This is a genomic window from Sodalis sp. RH14, assembly GCF_047324285.1.
In the GTDB taxonomy this organism is placed as follows: Bacteria; Pseudomonadota; Gammaproteobacteria; order Enterobacterales; family Enterobacteriaceae; genus Acerihabitans.
This window is the reverse complement of sequence record NZ_CP178739.1, coordinates 323,557-341,780: the sequence shown is the minus strand read 5'-3', so window position 1 is coordinate 341,780 and position 18,224 is coordinate 323,557. Positions and strand designations below refer to the sequence as shown.

Below are 18,224 nucleotides of genomic sequence, written 5' to 3'. Positions count from 1 at the left end.
CGGGGATTGGCGCGGGTGTTAACAACGTAGGTACAATTGCTTACACATTGAGACTATCCCGCAGGCCTGCCAGCGACAAATTCTAAATAACGAACGCCCCGTTCGATTAAAGCGAAACCTTGCGCGCCGACGTCTTTTCGCGCGCCAGCGCCAGGAACGGCGTCACCAGCTCCGGCCGGCTGTTGCCCCGCCGCCAGGCCAGGCCGATATTGAGATGTTCATTCAGATCCGACAGCTGGCGGGCCTCAATCATGCTGCCTTCCAGCGACCAGGGACGGTAGGCCATGTCCGGCTGGATCGAGACCCCAAGCCCGGCGGCCACCATGCTGCGCACCGCCTCGGTGGACGCGGTGCGCATGGCGATGCAGGGATGCAGCCCGGCCCTGGCCCAGATTTGCCTGGCGTGCCTTTCCATTTCATCGGCGTTGAGCTGCACCAGCGGATAGGGCGCCACATCGCCCAGGGAAATGGCTTCCTGCTCCAGCAGCGGATGCAGCGGCGGCAGCCATAACCGGTACGGGGAATGGACCAACACTTCGGTCTGCAGGGCGTGGCGGTCCTCCAGGTTGCTTAAGATCAGCACGCCGATATCGATCTCGCCGTTGACCAGCAGATGCTCGATATAACGGCGTTCATCTTCAATAATCTGCACCGTCACCTCGGGATAACAGGCGCGGAACCGGGTCAGCATATCCACTAAAAAATACCCGGACACCAGGCTGGTCACCCCCAGGGTCAGGTTGCCGCTCAGGCGCGCCATGCCCTGCTTGACGCTGAATTTGGCATTATCCACCGTCGCCAGGATCAGGTTGGCCTGGCGCAGGAACTGGTGGCCCTGATGGGTGAGCGTCATGCCTTTGGCGTGCCGTTCGAACAGCGGCGCCTCCAGTTCCTCCTCCAACTGCTGCACCGCCAGCGTCAGCGAGGACTGGGCGACGAAGGTGGCCTGGGCGGCGCCGGAAATGGAGCCGGCCTCGGCCACCGCAATAAAATGACGTAACTGCCGCAGTGTCAGCATCAGCGCCCGCCCCGTTATCCAAATAATAAGCAACCTTATCTAATAGTTATATAGAGCGGGTGACCCTATAGCCAGTAAATAGCGCGCATGCCGGACAGTTTCGGAAAAATCGAACGCCGCGATTGGCGCCCGCGCCCGCCCGGGGCGCAAAGCGGTGCCGGTCCCGGCCGCGCCCATGCATTTACCGTCGCGGTTGCTATAGTAAACAGGGGATGGATGTCACCGGGGTAGCGCATGTCTAACTTTGCCATCAGAAATAATAAGGTGTACTGGCGCGCCAGCGGCCAGCAGTTAATCATGGAGGCCTGGGGCGAAGACAGCCTGCGGGTCAGGGTCAGCTACTATGCCAAACTGGATATGCAGCAGGATTGGGCGCTGCTGCCGGTGAAAAAAAAATCCAGGCCGGTCATCACGCATACCGATGGGCGGGTGACCCTGGTTAACGGCAAGATCAGGGCGGAAATCGATAAGCGCGGCCGGCTGGCGTTCTACAACCAGCGCGGCGAGCTGCTGCTGGCCGAACAGTGGCGCCAGCGCACCACCGACGGCATAGAACCGGGCGAGACCGATAAGGACAAATATATCAGCCCGCTGGAAATCGAGGCGCGGGAGTTCAATCCCATTCCCGGCGGCAAATATCAGCTGACGCAGTTTTTTGAAGCGCGGCGCGGCGAGAAAATCTACGGCATGGGGCAATATCAGCAGGGCATGCTGGATCTCAAAGGCTGCCTGCTGGAGCTGGCCCAGCGCAATTCGCAGTCCAGCGTGCCCTTTATGCTTTCAAGCCTCGGCTACGGTTTTTTATGGAACAATCCGGCGGTGGGCGAAGTCCATTTCGCCGCCAACCAGACGGTCTGGCGCGCGCGGGTCACCGACCGGCTGGATTACTGGATTACCGCCGGCGACAGCCCGGCCGCCATCGAGGAAAACTATGCCCGGGCCACCGGCACGGTCTCGGTGATGCCGGAATTCGCCACCGGCTTTTGGCAATCGAAGCTGCGCTACCGTACCCAGGAGGAAGTACTGGCGGTGGCGCGGGAGTACCGGCGGCGCGGGCTGCCGCTATCGGTGCTGGTGATCGACTCCTTCCATTGGCCCATCCAGGGCACCTGGTGTTTTGATCAACGCGACTGGCCGGACCCCAAGGGCATGGTGGACGAGCTGCGCGCCATGGGCATTGAGCTCATGGTCTCCATCTGGCCGACCGTCGACAGCCGGGCCGACAGTTTTGCCGATATGGAAACCAAGGGACTGCTGGTGCGCACCGACCGCGGGGTGCCCATCAATCTCGACTCGCGCGGCAGCACCACGTTTTTTGATCCCACCAACCCCAAGGCGCGCGCGTATGTCTGGAAAAAAATCAAAAAAAACTACTACGATATCGGCATTCGCCTGTTCTGGCTGGATATGGCGGAGCCGGAATACCGCACCTACCACTTCGATAATTATCGTTATGCCATGGGCACTGCGCTTGAAGTCGGCAATGTCTATCCGCAGAACTTCACCCAATGCCTGTATGACGGACAGCGCCGGGAGGGGCAAACCGGCATCGTCAACCTGGTGCGCTGCGCCTGGGCCGGCAGCCAGCGCTTCGACGCGCTCGCCTGGTCGGGAGACGTGCATTCCTCGTTCACTGCGCTGCGTTTCCAGGTGGTCGCCGGATTGAATATGGGGCTGGCGGGCATCCCCTGGTGGACGACGGATATCGGCGGTTTCCAGGGCGGGGACATCCGCGACCCCGGCTTTCTGGAACTGCTGGTGCGCTGGTTCCAGTGGGGCGTGTTCTGCCCGGTCATGCGCCTGCACGGCTGTCGCGAGCCGCAAATCGATCCGCCGGAAAAGTTCCGCGACGGCGTCGAACAGTGCAACAGCGGCTCGGCAAACGAGCTGTGGAGCTTCGGCGAACGGAATTACCGCATTCTGTCGCGCTGGCTGCATATCCGCGAGCGCCTGCGACCCTATATCCAGCGCCAGATGGTGGCGGCCCATGACAAAGGCACGCCGGTGATGCGCCCGCTGTTTTACGATTTTCCGCAGGATGAGCCCTGCTGGTCAATCGAGGATCAGTATCTGTTCGGGCCGGATATCCTGGTGGCGCCAGTGCTCGAGGCGGGGATGGCATCCCGGCGCGTCTATCTGCCGCCGCTGCCCCAGGGTATGCGCTGGCGGGATTTTTTCACCGGCCGGACCCACCCCGGCGGCGCCTGGATCGAGGTGGCGACCCCTATCGACACCATTCCGGTGTTTGTCAGGAACAAGGCGGATATCGACGCGGACGCGGGCGCTACAGCTTGATAATGGCCGTTTCCCACGGGCGGATAACGCCGTTTTCCCCCAGGGTCGGGTCGGGATAGTTATTGAGCAGCGGGACCGATCGCGCGCCAAGGCGCAGTTCCGCCGGGTCGATGGTAAGCGTAAGGCCGCTGAAATTGCCGAACACCAGATATTCCTCGCGTTCATACCGCCGGCAATAGGCAAACAGCTGGCCGTGGTCGGGCAACAGCAGTTCATAACTGCCGTAGACCAGCCAGTCCGCCGTCTTGCGCAGAGCCACCAGCCGCCGGTAATAATGGAATACCGAATCCTTATCCTCCACCGCCGACAAGGCGTTGATGTCCCAATAGTTGGGGTTTACCTTTATCCACGGCGTGCCGGCGCTGAAACCGGCATGCTCGCTGGTATCCCATTGCATGGGGGTGCGGGCGTTATCGCGGCTCTTGGCGTAGATCGCCGCCATTAGGCCCTGGGGCCGGTACCCGGCCGCCAGGCGGTCGCGGTACATGTTCAGGGTTTCAATATCGCGGTAATCGGCGATATCGGTAAAACGCACGTTGGTCATGCCGATCTCCTCGCCCTGGTAGATATAGGGCGTGCCCGCCATGCCGTGCAACACCGTGGCCAGCATTTTGGCGCTTTCAACCCGATACCGGCCGTCATCGCCAAACCGCGACACCGCCCGCGGCAGGTCATGGTTGTTCCAGAACAGGCTGTTCCAGCCGCGGCCGTACAGTTCGGTCTGCCAGCGGCTTAACACGGTTTTCAGCTCGCGCAGGTCATAGGGGATGATATCCCATTTTTCGCCACCGACCCGGGCCTGATCCAGCGTCAGGTGGCCAAACTGGAAGATCATGCTCAGTTGCCGGCTCTCGGGATCGCTCCAGCGCACCCCGGTCTGCGGGGTGGCTCCCCAGGCTTCGCCGACGGTCAGGATATCGTCATACTGACCGAAGCCGTCTTCATTGAGTTCCAGCACGTAGTCATGCAACCGGGGACCGTTGGCGATGATGCGCTGTTCAGGGATTTTGCCGATCAAATCGATGACATCGAAGCGAAAGCCGCCCACGCCTTTTTCCAGCCAGAAGGTCAGCACATCGACGATTTCCCGGCGCACCTGGGGATTAGCCCAGTTCAGGTCCGGCTGTTTGCGCGAGAACAGATGCAGGTAATATTCATCGAGCCGTGGTTCATATTGCCAGGCGCTGCCGCCAAATACCGACATGAGATCGTTGGGTTGCTTGGTCCAGATATAATAATCATGATAAGGATTATCCGGCGATGTACGCGCCTCGCAAAACCAGCGGTGCTCGTCGCTGGTATGGTTAGCCACCACGTCCATCATGATCTTCATGCCGCGCCTGCCGGCTTCGGCGATCAGCCGATCCATATCGTCCATGGTGCCGAACTCGTCCATGATGCGGTAATAATCGGCAATGTCATAGCCGTTGTCATCGTTGGGCGACGCGTATACCGGGCATAACCACAGGACGCCCACGCCCAGCAGCGCCAGGTAATCCAGTTTGCGGATAATGCCCGCCAGATCGCCGATACCGTCGCCGTCGGCGTCATAAAAACTGCGGGGATAAATTTGATAGACTACGGAACGATGCCACCATTTATGCTCATGATTCATAAAAGACCCTTAATATCCGCCGGGATGCTCCTCCTTCCCGGCTGCGCCGACGCGATGCTGGTTTAAGCACGATACTGTTAGGTATATGCCAAGCCGGCGAAAGTCGCCAGCGCCGGCCATGGCGCCGTTTTTGGCGTCAATGGGCCGGGGGCGTGGCCCGCGTTTGCGACGCGCGGGCCTTTTCATCCTCCGCCTCGCCCATGCGCTGCAGCAGCCGATGGCCGATATTATTGGTCCAGTTAAAGCTGTTTTGCAGCACCACCACCGCGATGTTATGCCGCGTGTCCAGCCCGATATAGCTGGAATAGCCGCCGATAAAACCGACCTGGTAGGTAATTTTCTGCGCGCCGAGATCATCGACGATCCAGCCCAGCGCCGCGGCTTCCCGCGTACGGCTATAACGTACGCTAAGGGAGTCCCGCAGCGCCGCGTCCAAGGCGGGATAACCGGTGGGGCGCAGATGTGCGCGCGCATACAGCAGCAGGTCGTCGGCATTGGTGTACAGCCCGGCGGCGCCCACCATATACGATGAAAAATGCCAGTCGGGCACCGCCTGCCCGCGGCGGATAAACTTGGGTTGATCGCCCGCGTGGCCGATGGCCCGGCGCGCATAACCAGGCAATGAGCCGGCGTCGTAGCCGGTATGCTCCAGGCCCAGCGGCCCGGTAATATTTTCCGCCAGCAGCTCTGTGACTTTTTTTCCGCCGCGGCGCTGCAGGATATAATCCAGCAAGGCATAGCCCAGGTTGGAATAGCGCGGTTCCAGGCGGGCGGGACGATGAAAACCGGCCAGCGCATCCATCAGCCGGTCATTATCCAGCGAAGAGTAGAAATTCTCGCCGGTAAATAAATAATGAACGAAAGAAGTTAATATCTCTAGGGAAAACATTTGCCTTGGCAGGCCGGAAGTATGGGTGACTAATTGCAGCAGGGTAATATTGCGCGCGTCCGGGCTGAGCGGCACGGTCGACGGTAATAGCGTCTCCAGCGTCTCATCCCAGCGCAAGAGGCCCTTATTAACCAGAATGACCGTCACCTCGGCAAGGAATCCCTTGCTCACCGATCCGACGGCAAAGAGCGTATCGCCCCGGACGGGGTATCCCCCGCGCTTATCGGTAACGCCATAACCAAAGGTGGCCATGGCGCCGTCGGGCCGCAGCACGCCGACCACCAGGCCGGGCGTTTGCCCGGCGGCGATCATGGGCAGCGCCAGGCTGTCCACCTGGGCGCGCAAATCGCCATGGCCGGCAAGGCGCAGGCCCTCGACGGCCGAATTATCAATGGGCATGCTTGACAGGGTGGCGCAGGCGGAGAGGACAAATGTGCCCGAAAACATTAATCCTATTTTAATTAAATTTTTTATCATTGTTTCCAAAAATAATTTTGTCTCATACGTGCCCGCGCTTACCGTCCTGGCCGGCGGGCGCCGATTGTCCCACCCGCCCGCTCCGGTGGCAATAGCTGTCCGGACATTCTTTCAGCGCCTGGCGCGCTTATTAATGTGAGGGCGGTAATTGCGCTATGCGCGGCCCGGGGCGCCGCCGGCGGGGAATAATACGGCACGGGGAAAGGTCACTAAATGCAATAATTCCCTTCATAATAATAAAATGCGCAGAAGCAGACGAAAAATTAAGAAGGTCCTTCAGAATTTGCGCCAAATAGACCTGAATGGTTTACGCCGGCTGTTTATCCCGCGGTCCGGCCAGGCCGCAACCAGCGCGGCAGTGAAAGGCGATGGTTAAAAAAATCTGTCCGGTCGCGACTTTTGCCCTGGCCGCCGCCCGGCGAATAAATCAGCAGGCCTGTTAAATCCGCCGGAAAGGTATCCCAAATAAGATAAAAATATCTCATGATTTAATGTCATCAGTATAACCTTATCCTCCGCCTAGTATAATCAACGGGTTAACCCACGACTATCCCAGGTCATTGCATGCCGGCGCCTTATATATCCAGGGTGGCAAAAAGCCGGCGCGGCGCGGCGGACATGGCTTTTATTCAGCGGCAATCATGGTTATGCCGGTGGAATAAAAAACAACGTTAAGTATTAACACACTCTTTTGCGGCCCTCAAAGTTCATACTTAATAATATTATTTATTCACCTATCTAATAACGGAAAATAAGCCGCCATTTTTAATGCGCACCCGATCTCAAATACGGCAAATGATTGACGACCAGAATACAGCGACGTGACATAGTTTATTGAGTAATGGCGTTTTTATTAACCCGCCGGCGGCGTGTTCCCGCAAGAATATCCTTAAGGATCGATAACTATGAGCTTAATAAATAACAGTCAGTCCATCTGGCCCGGCGCTGTTTCACCAGGTTACGGCAAAACCTTTAAATATCCCTGGCTGCTCCTGGTGGGAATACTCTGTTTATTTTCGTCTGTCGCCCTGGCGGATGAAGGCGATTTCGCCATTCCCGGAGAAGCCCCGCCGCCGCCGGTCAATCACGAGGTGACCTTATTCCAGGATGTCCGCATCTTTGACGGTAAAAGCACCGCCCTGTCCGGTCCGGCCAACGTTCTGGTCAAGAACGGCGTCATTGCGCGCATCTCCGCCGACCCCATCGCCGTGGACAACGGCGACCATGCCCAGGTGATCGCCGGCAATGGGCGCGTGCTGATGCCGGGGCTTATCGACGCGCACTGGCATGCGTTTATGGCGGCAACCCCGCAGATGATGCTGATGACCGCCAGTCCGGACTATCTGCAGATGCGCGCGGCGCACGAGGCCGGCGCCACCTTGATGCGCGGTTTTACCACGGTGCGCGACCTCGGCGGTCCGGTATTCGGCCTCAAGCGCGCCATCGACGAAGGGTTGATTACAGGCCCGCGCATTTATCCCTCCGGCGCGTTTATCTCGCAAACCTCCGGCCATGGCGACTTCCGCTTTATGTTCGAGCTGCCCCGCCAGCCTGGCGGCCCCTTAAGCTTTTCTGAACGCACGGGCATTGCAGCCATCGCCGACAGCCCCGACGAAGTCCGCCTGCGGGCCAGGGAACAATTAAGGCAGGGCGCCAGCCAAATCAAGCTGATGGCCGGCGGTGGCGTGGCCTCGCAGTACAATCCCCTCGAATCGGTACAATACACCGTGCCGGAAATTCGCGCGGCGGTGGAGGCCGCGGCCAACTGGGGCACCTATGTCACGGTGCACGCCTACACCCCGGCGGCAATACGCCAGGCGGTGGACGCCGGGGTTAAAAACATCGAGCATGGCCAGTTGATGGACGAGGACACCGCCAAATTACTGGCGGACAAAGGTATCTGGCTGAGCATCCAGCCGCTGCTCGACGATGAGGATGCCTCGCCGCTGCCAACGGAGCTATCCCGGCAAAAAGCCCAGCAGGTGTTTGCCGGCACCGGCAACGCCTACCGGCTTGCCGGTAAATACCATATCAAGACGGCTTTCGGCACCGACGCGCTGTTCGACCAGCGGGTGGCCAGCCGCCAGGGCGCGCAGCTGGCCAAGCTGGTACGCTGGTTTACCCCGGCGGAAACGCTGAAAATGGCCACCGGCGACAACGGCGAGCTCATGGGATTATCCGGTTTTATCAATCCCTATCCCGGCCGGCTCGGCACGGTGGAGGAAGGATCGCTGGCGGATCTGCTGCTGGTGGACGGCGACCCGCTGGAAAATATCAAGCTTATCGAGGATCCGGGGAAGAATTTCGTGATCATCATGAAAGACGGCCATATCTATAAAGATATTTTGCCTAAATAGCACCGGGCCGTCTTTGCGCCGCCGGTAAATGGGTGGATTGGGCCGTTTACCGGCCGGGCTAAATTTTGGTATAGCGCAGCCAAACGCCATCGTGATCGGTTTTTTCCACCGATGCGAGCTTCAGGTAGTTCGGCGTTTTCCAGGCCTCGCGGGCAATTTCAAACGACGAGGGACGCCCGGGACGTCCGTCTACCAACGGCAGGATTAGCACGCTGACCTCATCCACCAGGCCCGTGTTGACAAAAGCGCCGCTGACATGGGCTCCGCCTTCGACAATCAGCCTGGTCACGCCCAGTTCGGCCGCCAGCAGCGTCACCACCGCCGCCAAATCAATTTCCAGTTCGCCGCCAAACACATAGGACACCTCAATGGAGCGCAGGTAGGCCAGAAAATCGTCCGGGACCTGTTTTGTCACCACTTCAATCACATGTGAGTTAAGGGCGGTATTGCTTTTCCAGGCCACCAGACCCCGCGGATCGATGGATATGGCGTACTGTTCGGCATCGCGCCTGGCGAAATAATGGGTACGGGGCAGCGGCGTGCTCGCCAGCCTCTTGGGATAATCGGTGCCGTGGGATATTTCCTGCATGGTCACGCGGCCGCAAATCCAGCCATCGGCCTTAAAGGTGGCGGCGGTGGATTCATACAAGTCCGAGGCGTAGTCAAGGTTCCAGCCATCCGTCAGGCTGCGCCCGTCCACTGCCGACATCATGTGGCATACGATATAAGGTTTCATAATGGACATCTCCGGTGGAGTCATAACCTGAGGTAATTGTAGATCATGGCTGGGGATATTATGACAATACTCCGCCAGCGCGGCGGCAAAACATGAAAAAAGCCCTGACGGTGAGGTCAGGGCTTTCAGGGTGCTACGAATTTAAAATTTAACATTCAATACTTCAATTTTTTAACACAAACCACATTAACGATGTACATTTTCATACGGGAACATTAAGTATTTATAACGAGCTATCCTCCGGTATATTACTGAATAAAAGCTTCCCGACACTTATATTGGTTAATCAGTCCAGACGCCAACCGACTAACACAGCACATCACCCATCGCGATATATACTTTTGTTACAAGACCTTACTTTCTCCGCGATATTCTCAATCATTTGGCTACAAACCCACAATCACGAATATTCACTTCAACTACAAGGCTTTACTGTATCGCGCTAACATTTAAGACCCCATTGTGCGATGATAAAGCTTTATTACGTGGCCTTATTTACCATCGTGACGTCCGCCGTTTGGCAAACTCAAACCTTAAATCACGACTATTTTTACCACTTCGCTGCCTTTATCGCATCATCTTCTGGAACACAGGCTTAATTAAGTATTTCAAAACTGCCTTCGCCTGCGTTAATAATCAATCTACCCCTTTCCATCGTCATGTCAACACTGTAATTAATAACATCAACCCGGCATCACATAAGGACCGCTTATTTCTTAGCGTGCAATCCGCGCGCGGGACAGGAACCTGCGCCGCGACGGGCGCAGGATCATGACGATAGCCGGTTTTCCCTCAGCCTGAAGGATCAGTTGCTGCCCGGCACCCGGGAAGGCTGCGCTTTACGGCCCAGCTCATCAAGCAGGCGAAACTCCTCGTCGGTCAGGCGCACCTGGGTCGCCGCCAGGTTTTCCTCCAGATGTTTTACCTTACTGGTGCCGGGGATGGGCAACATGACCGGGCTGCGTTTTAATATCCATGCCAGCGCGATCTGCCCGGGAGTAAAGCCTTTTTCCTTCGCCAGGGTGTCAAGTATCGATCCGGGATTGGCCAGCTCGCCCGAGGCCAGCGGGAACCAGGGGATAAAGCCGATATTGTTGTCAGTACAATAATCCAGCACGGCTTCGTGGCCGCGCGACACCAGATTAAACATATTTTGCACCGAGACCACCGGGAAAAAGCGCTGGGCGTTTTTGATTTGCTGCACGTTGACTTCGCTCAGCCCGACGTGGCGGATCAACCCTTCTTTTTGCATCTGGGCAATGGCGTCGAACTGTTCATCCTCGGGAACCTTGGCGTCCACCCGGTGCAATTGCCATAACCCGATTTGCTCCACCTTGAGTTTGCGCAGGCTCATCAAAACCGCCTGACGCAGATATTCAGGACGCCCCACCGGCTGCCAGATATTCGGGCCGTGACGCGTTAAGCCGCCCTTGGTGGCGATAAGCAACCCGTCATAGGGATACAGCGCTTCCCGAATCAGGTTTTCGCTGACGTCCGGGCCGTAACTGTCGGCGGTATCGATAAAGTTAACACCCAGCTCCGGCAGGCGCCGCAGGGTATCCAGCGCGGCCTGCCGATCTTCCGGCTCGCCCCAGATGCCGTTGCCGGTGATGCGCATGGCGCCAAAACCCAACCGGTTGATGGTAATATCGCCTAGCGTAAATTGTCCTGAAGCCGCTGCGTTAATCGTGCTCATAATGGGTCCCCTTATGGAGTTGGTGTCTGGAATATCGCTAAGTGCCGCTATGGCGCTGACAGGATGGTGATGAAAATCGAAGGCGACAGCGTCGTGGCTATTTAGAACCGATTGGTTCAATTTATAGCGACACATTGGGCTTAGCAAGATTTTTTGAACCAATTGGTTTTTTATTGCCGAACGGAACACCCCCCGGCCGGCAAACCAGGGTAAAGTATAGTGCAGGACAGGCCGGAGTGGTAAGCGGGCCCGCCCCGGCGGCCGGACGGCGGCTTTAGATGTACACGTCGACCTTATCGGCGTCGGCGGCGCGATTGACGCCATCGGCTTTAATCTCGTCGGTCGCGGCGGTTTTTTGCGTGCCGGCGGATTTTTCGGCCTGCTGCTGGCGCAGTTGAGCAATTTGCGCTTCCAGCATTTTGATTTGCGCCTCGATAAGCTGTTGCTGCTCCTGTTTCAGGTCGGCAGTCAGGCTGGACTGGGAGACGGTTTTCAGTTGCTTGGTCAATTTGGTGATTTGCTGGGTAAGATTCTTGATTTGCGCGGCGACGTCGCTGCCGCCCCCGGACGATGTGGCCGACGCCGAGGATGTGATGGTATTGGACAAGGTAGGGCTCCTTTTTCTATGCACCCGGTAGGTTATCGGCAACCCTGCGGGCGTCTTCAGCGCGCACATTGCAAAGAAAGCGCAAAGAAACCGTAAAAAAAGCCCGATGACAAAGGCAAAGCGGCGCACGGGGGCGCTACGCTTTACGCTGTTTGCCCCATAGCGGCGGCAAATAGTCTGAACCCCGGTCAAAGCCGGGGTTCAGGGCCGGGCGGACAACACCGTTACGCCACATCATGCTCCAGCGCTTTCGGCGCATCCTGGTTGCGCTGTCCAATCGCTATTTTTCGCGGTTTTTCCGTTTCCGGTATTTCCTGCAGCAAATTCACCGTTAACAGGCCATTTTCCAGATTGGCGCCTTCAACCTTGACATGTTCCGGCAGCCGGTAGCTCAGGGAGAAATCAGTCCGGCTGATGCCGCGATGCACCCAGCCGTCTTGTTCTTCAGCGGTGTTTTCTTCTTTGCGTTTACCGCTGATGACCAGCGTGCCGCCCTGGGCGCTGATGTCCAGCTCGTCTTCCTTCCAGCCGGGAACGCTGAGGGTTAAATCATAGCGGTCGTCGCCATGCCGGCGTATATCATAAGACGGCGTCGTGGACAGCGGCGTGTCGCCGGTGAGTTGGCTGAACAGCCGGTCGATGCGATCGAACCGATCGCTGAAAATAGCATCGTTAAAGCTTGGGAATACGGATAATGTTGTGCGTGCCATGGTTAAACCTCCTGAATATCAGTTGCACATTCAAAAGCTCAAACCTGAAGGCAATATCATCTGTTGCCTTCGCTAGTTAAATAAGGGCGCCACCACGGCTTTCAAGGGGAAATTTTGTGATATTGATCACAAATTAAATCACTGGGCCCCGCGTCTTTCCGCCTGTGTGTCCTTACCCGGCGGCAGGCCGAACATCCGGCTATATTCCCGCGTAAACTGCGATACGCTTTCGTAGCCCACCGCAAACGCGGCGCTGCCCGCCGTCATACCTTCCGCGCGCAATAACCGGCGCGCCTCGATCAGGCGCAGCTGCTTTTGGAACTGCAGCGGCGAAAGCGAAGTGACGGCGCGAAAGTGATGATGGAATGATGACGGGCTCATGCCGGCCGCCTGCGCCAGGCTATCGACCCGCAGCGGCTGGGCGAACCCGGTGCGCAGGATGGCGACGGCGCGCGCCACGCGCCGGAAATGGCCGTCCGGCCAGCCCAGGCGGCGAATGGCCGCGCCATGCCGGCCGGCCAGGAGCCAATAATGCAGTTCGCGCACCAGCTGCGCATGCAGCACCGGCACCGCCGCCGGGTGGTCCAGCAGGCGCATCAGGCGCAGCGCGGCGTCGGCGACCTCGGCGTCGGTCGGCTGGGCATGCACCGGGATCCCGGCGGCTGCCGGGTCCGCCTGCATTTCCACCGTCAGCTCCGCTATCACCGACAGATCCAGGTCCAGCACCAGCGAAAGGTAGGGCGCGTCGCTGCTCGCGCCGGTAACCTGACTTACCGTCGGCACATCCGCCGTGATCAGCAGCGAGTCGCCGGCGCGAAACGAGAACGCGCGGGTTCCCATCGCCACCTGCTTGCTTCCCTGCAGCACCAGGCACACCAGCGGACGGGAGATATCGTAAACCAGTCCGCTGGGCGCGGTCGCGCGGATGGTGGTCAGCCCGGCGATGGGAGTGTGGGCAAGTCCGGCGGGATCGGCGTAAGCCTCGACATACCGTCGCACGGCAGTAAGCAGGGTATCATTCATGCGCAGATGCTAGCCGATCGCCGGCCGGCAGGCAAATCAGTTTGGAGGAATAGGCAAAGAACGTCGAGGTTTCGGCAACGATGAAGGCACGGCGGACCGCTTATGATGGACATCCCAATCAAGAGGAGTGCCCCATGACTAAAATCGCCATCGTTACCGGCGCCAGCCGCGGACTCGGCCGCAGCAGCGCCTTAGCCATCGCCCGCCGCGGCGGGGATGTGATCATCACCTACCGCAGCCGCGGCGAAGACGCCCGATCCGTCGTCGCCGACATCAACGCCATGGGGCGCAAGGCGGTCGCCCTGCCCCTCGATACCGGCAATATCGCGGGCTTCGCGCCGTTTGCCGCGGCGGTGAAGGCGGCGCTGAGCGAAACCTGGCGGCGCGACAGCTTTGATCATCTGGTCAATAATGCCGGCCATGGTGATTACGCACCTATCGGACAAACGACCGAGGCGCAGTTCGACAGCCTGGTCAACGTCCATTTCAAAGGCGTGTTTTTCCTGACCCAGGCGCTGCTGCCGCACATGGCGGACGGCGGACGCATCGTGAACCTGTCCTCGGGCCTGACCCGGGTAGCGTATCCCGGCTACGCCGCTTATGCCGCGGTAAAGGGGGCGGTTGAGGTGTTAAGCCTCTACCTGGCGAAGGAACTGGGCAGCCGCGGGATTGCGGTCAATACAGTGGCGCCGGGCGCCATCGAAACCGACTTCGGCGGCGGCGCGGTGCGGGATAATCCGGAGATCAACAGGATTTTCGCCGCGATGACCGCACTCGGCCGCGCCGGCCTGCCCGACGATATCGGACCGATGATCGCCAGCCTGCTGTCGGAAGACAACCGCTGGATTAACGCCCAGCGTATCGAGGTCTCCGGCGGCCAAGGCATCTGAGGCGGATATCCGTGCGCCGCCGGACGCCGTTATTTCACCTCGCGGGCGATCCGCGGCGCCTGGAATAAGGGGATGTCATTACCGGTAATGTATTTCTTGCGCAGCAGGGACGAAATCTTATCCATGACCATCACAATTACCACCAGCACCAGGGTAATAAACATCACCACATCCCAATTCCACAGGCGCATATTTTCAGCGTAAACCAGCCCTACCCCGCCCGCGCCGACAAAGCCCAGCACCGCGGCGGAGCGGGTATTGGACTCAATCTGGTACAGGCTGAGCGCCAGGAAGGCGGGAAACGATTGCGTATAGATGCCGAAGCGCTGTTTTTGCACGTAGTTGGCGCCCACCGCGCTCAGGCCGCGGCCGGGCGATTTATCCACCGCCTCATGGCCTTCGGCGTACAGCTTGCCGAGCAGGCCGACATCCTGCACGATAATCGCCATCACCCCGGCCAGCGGCCCCATGCCGACGGCGCGCACGAACACCATTCCCCAGATAGCCATATCGATACCGCGGAAAATATCAAACGTGTGGCGGACCACAAGGGCGATAGGCCGCAGCGCCGGCGTGGACATCACGTTGCGCGCCGCCAGGAAAGACAGGGGCAAGGCAATCAGGGTGGCGGTAAGGGTGCCGACCCAGACAATGGCGATGGTGAGGAAGATCTGCCCGAGGTAATAGGCAAACGGCCAGTGGGCCACATCATGCCAAACCAGCATGCGCGCCATGTAATGGCCGATTTGCTGGCAACCGAGCAGGAAACGCGGCCACGGCAGGCCGAACGCCGAAAAAAAATAAACATAATACAGCGCGACGGCGGCGGTCAGCAGGCCCAGCCGGCGCAGGTAGCGGTTTTGCCGGGCGAAGATATCTTTGTGCCGCCGCCTGGATTCCGCCAGCGCCTGCGGTGACAATGTTGTGGTCGGCATCAGCCCCTCCCCTCCACGACCCATTTGCGCAGCCTGCCGGAAATATAATCCAGCAGCGCCACCACCAGGATGATCAGCAGCAGCGTCATGCTGACCTGATCGTACTGATCGAGTTTAATATTGGTCATCAGCTCCTGGCCGATGCCTCCCGCCCCCACCAGCCCCAGAATGGTCGACAGGCGGAAATTGATTTCCAGGCGCATAAAGCTGTAGGACAGGAAGATCGGCTTCACCTGCGGCCACAGGCCGAAGCGCATGCGCTGTAATGTCCCCGCGCCGCAGGCGGACAGCCCGCGCACGGGTTTGTCCGAAGCCGACTCAATGGCTTCATAAAACAGTTTGGTCAGGCTGCCGACGGTATGTACCGCCAGCGTCAGGAACCCGGGGAACGCGCCGATGCCGAACGCCATCACAAACATCACCGCCCAGGCCAGCTCCGGCATGGTGCGCAAAAACGCCACCAGCGTACGCAGCGCGAAGCGCAGCGGTGCGGGACTGCGGGTATTATTAGCCGCCAGAAACGCCAGTACGCTGGCGACCAGCACCGATAATATCGTCGAAGCCAGCGCCAGCTGCACGGTATCCCAAATCAGCGGCAGCTGGATAGGCAGCCGGTAGCCCCAGTAAGGCAGCGAGCCCAGGGTATGGCGATCGGCGAACAATACCCGCCAATGCAGGACAGGAATGGTTTGCGCCAGATAGTCGAAAAAGTGGGGAATGGCGACCCAAACCGCGTACAGGTTGAATTCGGCGATATTGCCGGCGCCAAGATACAGCAGCACCAGCGCCCCCGACCATAGCAGCGAGTCGCGTTTATGTTTGCGCCGGACCTGATGATAATAGTGGTTGAAATCAGTATTCATAGGCCATCGTTTCAGAGCCGGCCGCCAACTGGCGGCCAGCGGGGGTTAACAACCCTACCGCGCCTTAGCGATTGCCTTTCACCAGCTCGCGTTTCAGGTCGATAATATCCTGGAATTCCTTCAGGGACGTGGGGGCGATATGCTGTTTGCCGCCAACCGCCTTGATAAAGCATGAGTGGTCTTGCTTATCCAACTGCTCGATAGCATCGACCAGTTTGGCTTTAAAATCCGCCGGCAGGGAGTGGCGTACTAATATCGGGCCATTGGGAATTAACGGCGATTGCCAGATAATGCGGATTTGTTTCATCAAATCGGGATGGTCCGCCTTAATCAGGCGCACAAAGGCGCCGGTGTTGTAACCCTTATCGTAATCGCCCACCATCGACGCCCAGGTTACCGCCCCTTCGAACTGGCCGTTCAGCACGCCCAGAATATCCTGCTCATGACCGCCGGAAAAAGTAACGCTTGAGAAAAAGTTATTGTATTTATTATCAATATTGCCGCCAAATTGCTTCTTGAACACATGATCCGGGATCAGATAACCCGAGGTGGAATCCTGGTCGGCGTAACCAAAGGATTTACCTTTCAGATCTTCCAGCTTTTGATACGGGCTGTCGGCCTTGACCACCACTACAGAATGATAGCCCCTTGACTGATCGGTATCGTCCACCACGATGCCCGCCAGATCGACCGCGTTGGGATTGGCGATATATACCGAGGCAAAGGACGACGGCGACATGCTCAATACCATATCCACCTTCTCGCCCAATAACCCCTGAATGACGCCGGAATAATCGGAGGAGTTGCGCAGCTTGGTATCGACATTTAATTTTTTATCCAGAAAATCCTTCACGCACATATTGTCGCCAATCTGCTGCGTCGCGTTCTGCCCGCCGAGAATACCCAGGTTAAGTTCTTTCGGGGCATCGGCCGCACCGGCATTCAATGTCATGAAGGCACCGGCCAGCAAGGTTATCAGGGAACATGTCTTTTTCATTAAAATAGCCTTTGTGAGTCAATGAATAAAATGGCAAAAAGTGTGGGTTAATCCAACCCGCCCGCTCTATTAACGGAGGCTGATCTGCTTATCAATGAACCTGGGCAATTTCATCGCCATATAATATCTGCAAGACGTGCTCATCCAGCAGATCGGGATGTCCGTCATAAACAATCCGTCCCTGGGAAATACCTATTACTCGCGTGCAATATTCTTTTACTAATTCAACGGAATGCAGGTTTATCAAAACGGAAATATTATTTTCGGCCACGTTCTTCAGCGCACCCATAATACGGTGGGTATTTTTGGGATCGAGAGAAGCCACCGGCTCGTCCGCCAGCATTATTTTCGGGTTTTGCATCAGCGCGCGGCAAATGGCCACCCGCTGCATTTGCCCGCCCGACAGATGCTCCGCCCGTTGCAGGGCGTGGGGCAGCATATTCAGCCATTGCAGGAGTTCGATCGCCCTGGCGCGATCGTTATCGTCGAATATTTTAAACAGGGATTTTAACGTCGATGTCTGGCTTAATCGTCCCAGCAGAACGTTGGTAATGACATCCAGGCGCGGCACCAGGCAAAAATCCTGGAAAATCATGCCGCACTGCGCCCGCCATCGCCGCATCTGGCGCGCGGGCAGACTGGCGATATCCAGCATGCCGCCGTCTTGCGCGTAATGCAGGATTTCGCCGCCGGAGGCGGGCAATGAGCCGTTGAGGATATGCAGCAGGGTGGATTTCCCCGCGCCGGAACGGCCGATGATCGCGACAAATTCACCGGCGTACAGGTCAAAGTTAATGTCCTGCAATACCTTATTTTGCGGATTAAAATGCTTATTCAATCCCCTGACCGCCAAGACCTTTTTTTGTTCCAGCGCCAGCAGTACGGGATCCTCGGGCTGCGCCAACTGCAACAGTGCCTGTGCCATAAGTTTGCTCCGGAATAAGTCTACCAAACCACTATGGATTGCTATTAACGGATTAATATATGACAGCAGGATGATATTATTATGATGCTCAGATGACGCTGCCCCGGATTAAGTCATTCATCAGCCTGTTGCCCCAAAAAATATATTCCCGTCGCATGAGCAATATCTTTTTATCTCTTTAATTCAAATAG

General features: G+C 57.8%; 15 protein-coding genes. 3 read left to right on the top strand and 12 right to left on the bottom strand.

The genetic code is table 11. The annotated features are described in order from the left end of the window. Nucleotides 1–106 precede the first annotated feature (106 nt). Nucleotides 107–1,018 carry a LysR substrate-binding domain-containing protein gene (locus tag ACL2XQ_RS01505; protein ID WP_410012423.1) on the bottom strand — a complete coding sequence of 304 codons (912 nt, stop codon included), beginning with the start codon at nt 1,016–1,018 and terminating at the stop codon, nt 107–109. A 234-nt stretch (nt 1,019–1,252) separates the two neighbouring features. Between ACL2XQ_RS01505 and ACL2XQ_RS01500 the strand changes: the two genes are divergently transcribed. Next, the gene (locus ACL2XQ_RS01500) at nt 1,253–3,313 is read left to right on the top strand and encodes a TIM-barrel domain-containing protein (protein ID WP_413739983.1); all 2,061 of its coding nucleotides are present in this window, start codon (nt 1,253–1,255) and stop codon (nt 3,311–3,313) included. Here ACL2XQ_RS01500 and ACL2XQ_RS01495 read toward each other — a convergent pair. Continuing rightward, nucleotides 3,303–4,928, bottom strand: a complete 1,626-nt coding sequence (locus ACL2XQ_RS01495) for an alpha,alpha-phosphotrehalase (protein ID WP_413739982.1) — start codon at nt 4,926–4,928, stop codon at nt 3,303–3,305. The two genes, ACL2XQ_RS01500 and ACL2XQ_RS01495, sit on opposite strands and share 11 nt — an antisense overlap. Nucleotides 4,929–5,064: 136 nt before the next feature. Beyond that, nucleotides 5,065–6,264 carry a serine hydrolase domain-containing protein gene (locus ACL2XQ_RS01490; protein ID WP_413739981.1) on the bottom strand — a complete coding sequence of 400 codons (1,200 nt, stop codon included), beginning with the start codon at nt 6,262–6,264 and terminating at the stop codon, nt 5,065–5,067. Nucleotides 6,265–7,199: 935 nt separating this feature from the next. Between ACL2XQ_RS01490 and ACL2XQ_RS01485 the strand changes: the two genes are divergently transcribed. Further along, on the top strand, nt 7,200–8,651 hold the full coding sequence (locus ACL2XQ_RS01485) for an amidohydrolase family protein (protein WP_413721965.1): 1,452 nt from the start codon (nt 7,200–7,202) through the stop codon (nt 8,649–8,651). Between the two features lie 58 nt (nt 8,652–8,709). On the opposite strand, the gene ACL2XQ_RS01480 is transcribed toward ACL2XQ_RS01485, so the two are convergent. From ACL2XQ_RS01480 to ACL2XQ_RS01460, 5 genes are all read right to left on the bottom strand, one after another. Further along, nucleotides 8,710–9,387 carry a dihydrofolate reductase family protein gene (locus ACL2XQ_RS01480; RefSeq protein WP_413739980.1) on the bottom strand — a complete coding sequence of 226 codons (678 nt, stop codon included), beginning with the start codon at nt 9,385–9,387 and terminating at the stop codon, nt 8,710–8,712. 805 nt (nt 9,388–10,192) lie between these two features. Beyond that, nucleotides 10,193–11,083, bottom strand: a complete 891-nt coding sequence (locus tag ACL2XQ_RS01475; protein ID WP_410012429.1) for an aldo/keto reductase — start codon at nt 11,081–11,083, stop codon at nt 10,193–10,195. Between the two features lie 274 nt (nt 11,084–11,357). Beyond that, nucleotides 11,358–11,690, bottom strand: coding sequence for a FlxA-like family protein (locus tag ACL2XQ_RS01470; protein WP_410012430.1), 333 nt, complete (start codon nt 11,688–11,690; stop codon nt 11,358–11,360). Between the two features lie 224 nt (nt 11,691–11,914). Continuing rightward, the gene (locus tag ACL2XQ_RS01465) at nt 11,915–12,400 is read right to left on the bottom strand and encodes an Hsp20 family protein (protein ID WP_410012431.1); all 486 of its coding nucleotides are present in this window, start codon (nt 12,398–12,400) and stop codon (nt 11,915–11,917) included. 138 nt (nt 12,401–12,538) lie between these two features. Next, the gene (locus tag ACL2XQ_RS01460; protein ID WP_413739979.1) at nt 12,539–13,423 is read right to left on the bottom strand and encodes an AraC family transcriptional regulator; all 885 of its coding nucleotides are present in this window, start codon (nt 13,421–13,423) and stop codon (nt 12,539–12,541) included. A gap of 134 nt (nt 13,424–13,557) precedes the next feature. Here ACL2XQ_RS01460 and ACL2XQ_RS01455 point away from each other — a divergent pair, with 134 nt between their 5' ends. Beyond that, nucleotides 13,558–14,313, top strand: a complete 756-nt coding sequence (locus tag ACL2XQ_RS01455; RefSeq protein WP_413731419.1) for an SDR family NAD(P)-dependent oxidoreductase — start codon at nt 13,558–13,560, stop codon at nt 14,311–14,313. 29 nt (nt 14,314–14,342) lie between these two features. On the opposite strand, the gene phnE (ACL2XQ_RS01450) is transcribed toward ACL2XQ_RS01455, so the two are convergent. The 4 genes from phnE (ACL2XQ_RS01450) to phnC form a co-directional block, all read right to left on the bottom strand. After that, the gene (gene phnE / locus ACL2XQ_RS01450) at nt 14,343–15,248 is read right to left on the bottom strand and encodes a phosphonate ABC transporter, permease protein PhnE (protein ID WP_410012434.1); all 906 of its coding nucleotides are present in this window, start codon (nt 15,246–15,248) and stop codon (nt 14,343–14,345) included. Continuing rightward, nucleotides 15,248–16,111 (bottom strand): phosphonate ABC transporter, permease protein PhnE, encoded by an 864-nt coding sequence (phnE, locus tag ACL2XQ_RS01445; RefSeq protein ID WP_413728986.1) that lies wholly within the window; start codon nt 16,109–16,111, stop codon nt 15,248–15,250. The genes phnE (ACL2XQ_RS01450) and phnE (ACL2XQ_RS01445) overlap by 1 nt, the downstream gene beginning before the upstream one ends. Nucleotides 16,112–16,175: 64 nt before the next feature. After that, entirely contained in the window at nt 16,176–17,108 is a 933-nt protein-coding gene (gene phnD, locus ACL2XQ_RS01440) for a phosphonate ABC transporter substrate-binding protein (RefSeq protein ID WP_410012436.1), read from the bottom strand. Between the two features lie 91 nt (nt 17,109–17,199). Further along, nucleotides 17,200–18,033, bottom strand: a complete 834-nt coding sequence (phnC, locus tag ACL2XQ_RS01435; protein WP_413721959.1) for a phosphonate ABC transporter ATP-binding protein — start codon at nt 18,031–18,033, stop codon at nt 17,200–17,202. Nucleotides 18,034–18,224: the final 191 nt, after the last annotated feature.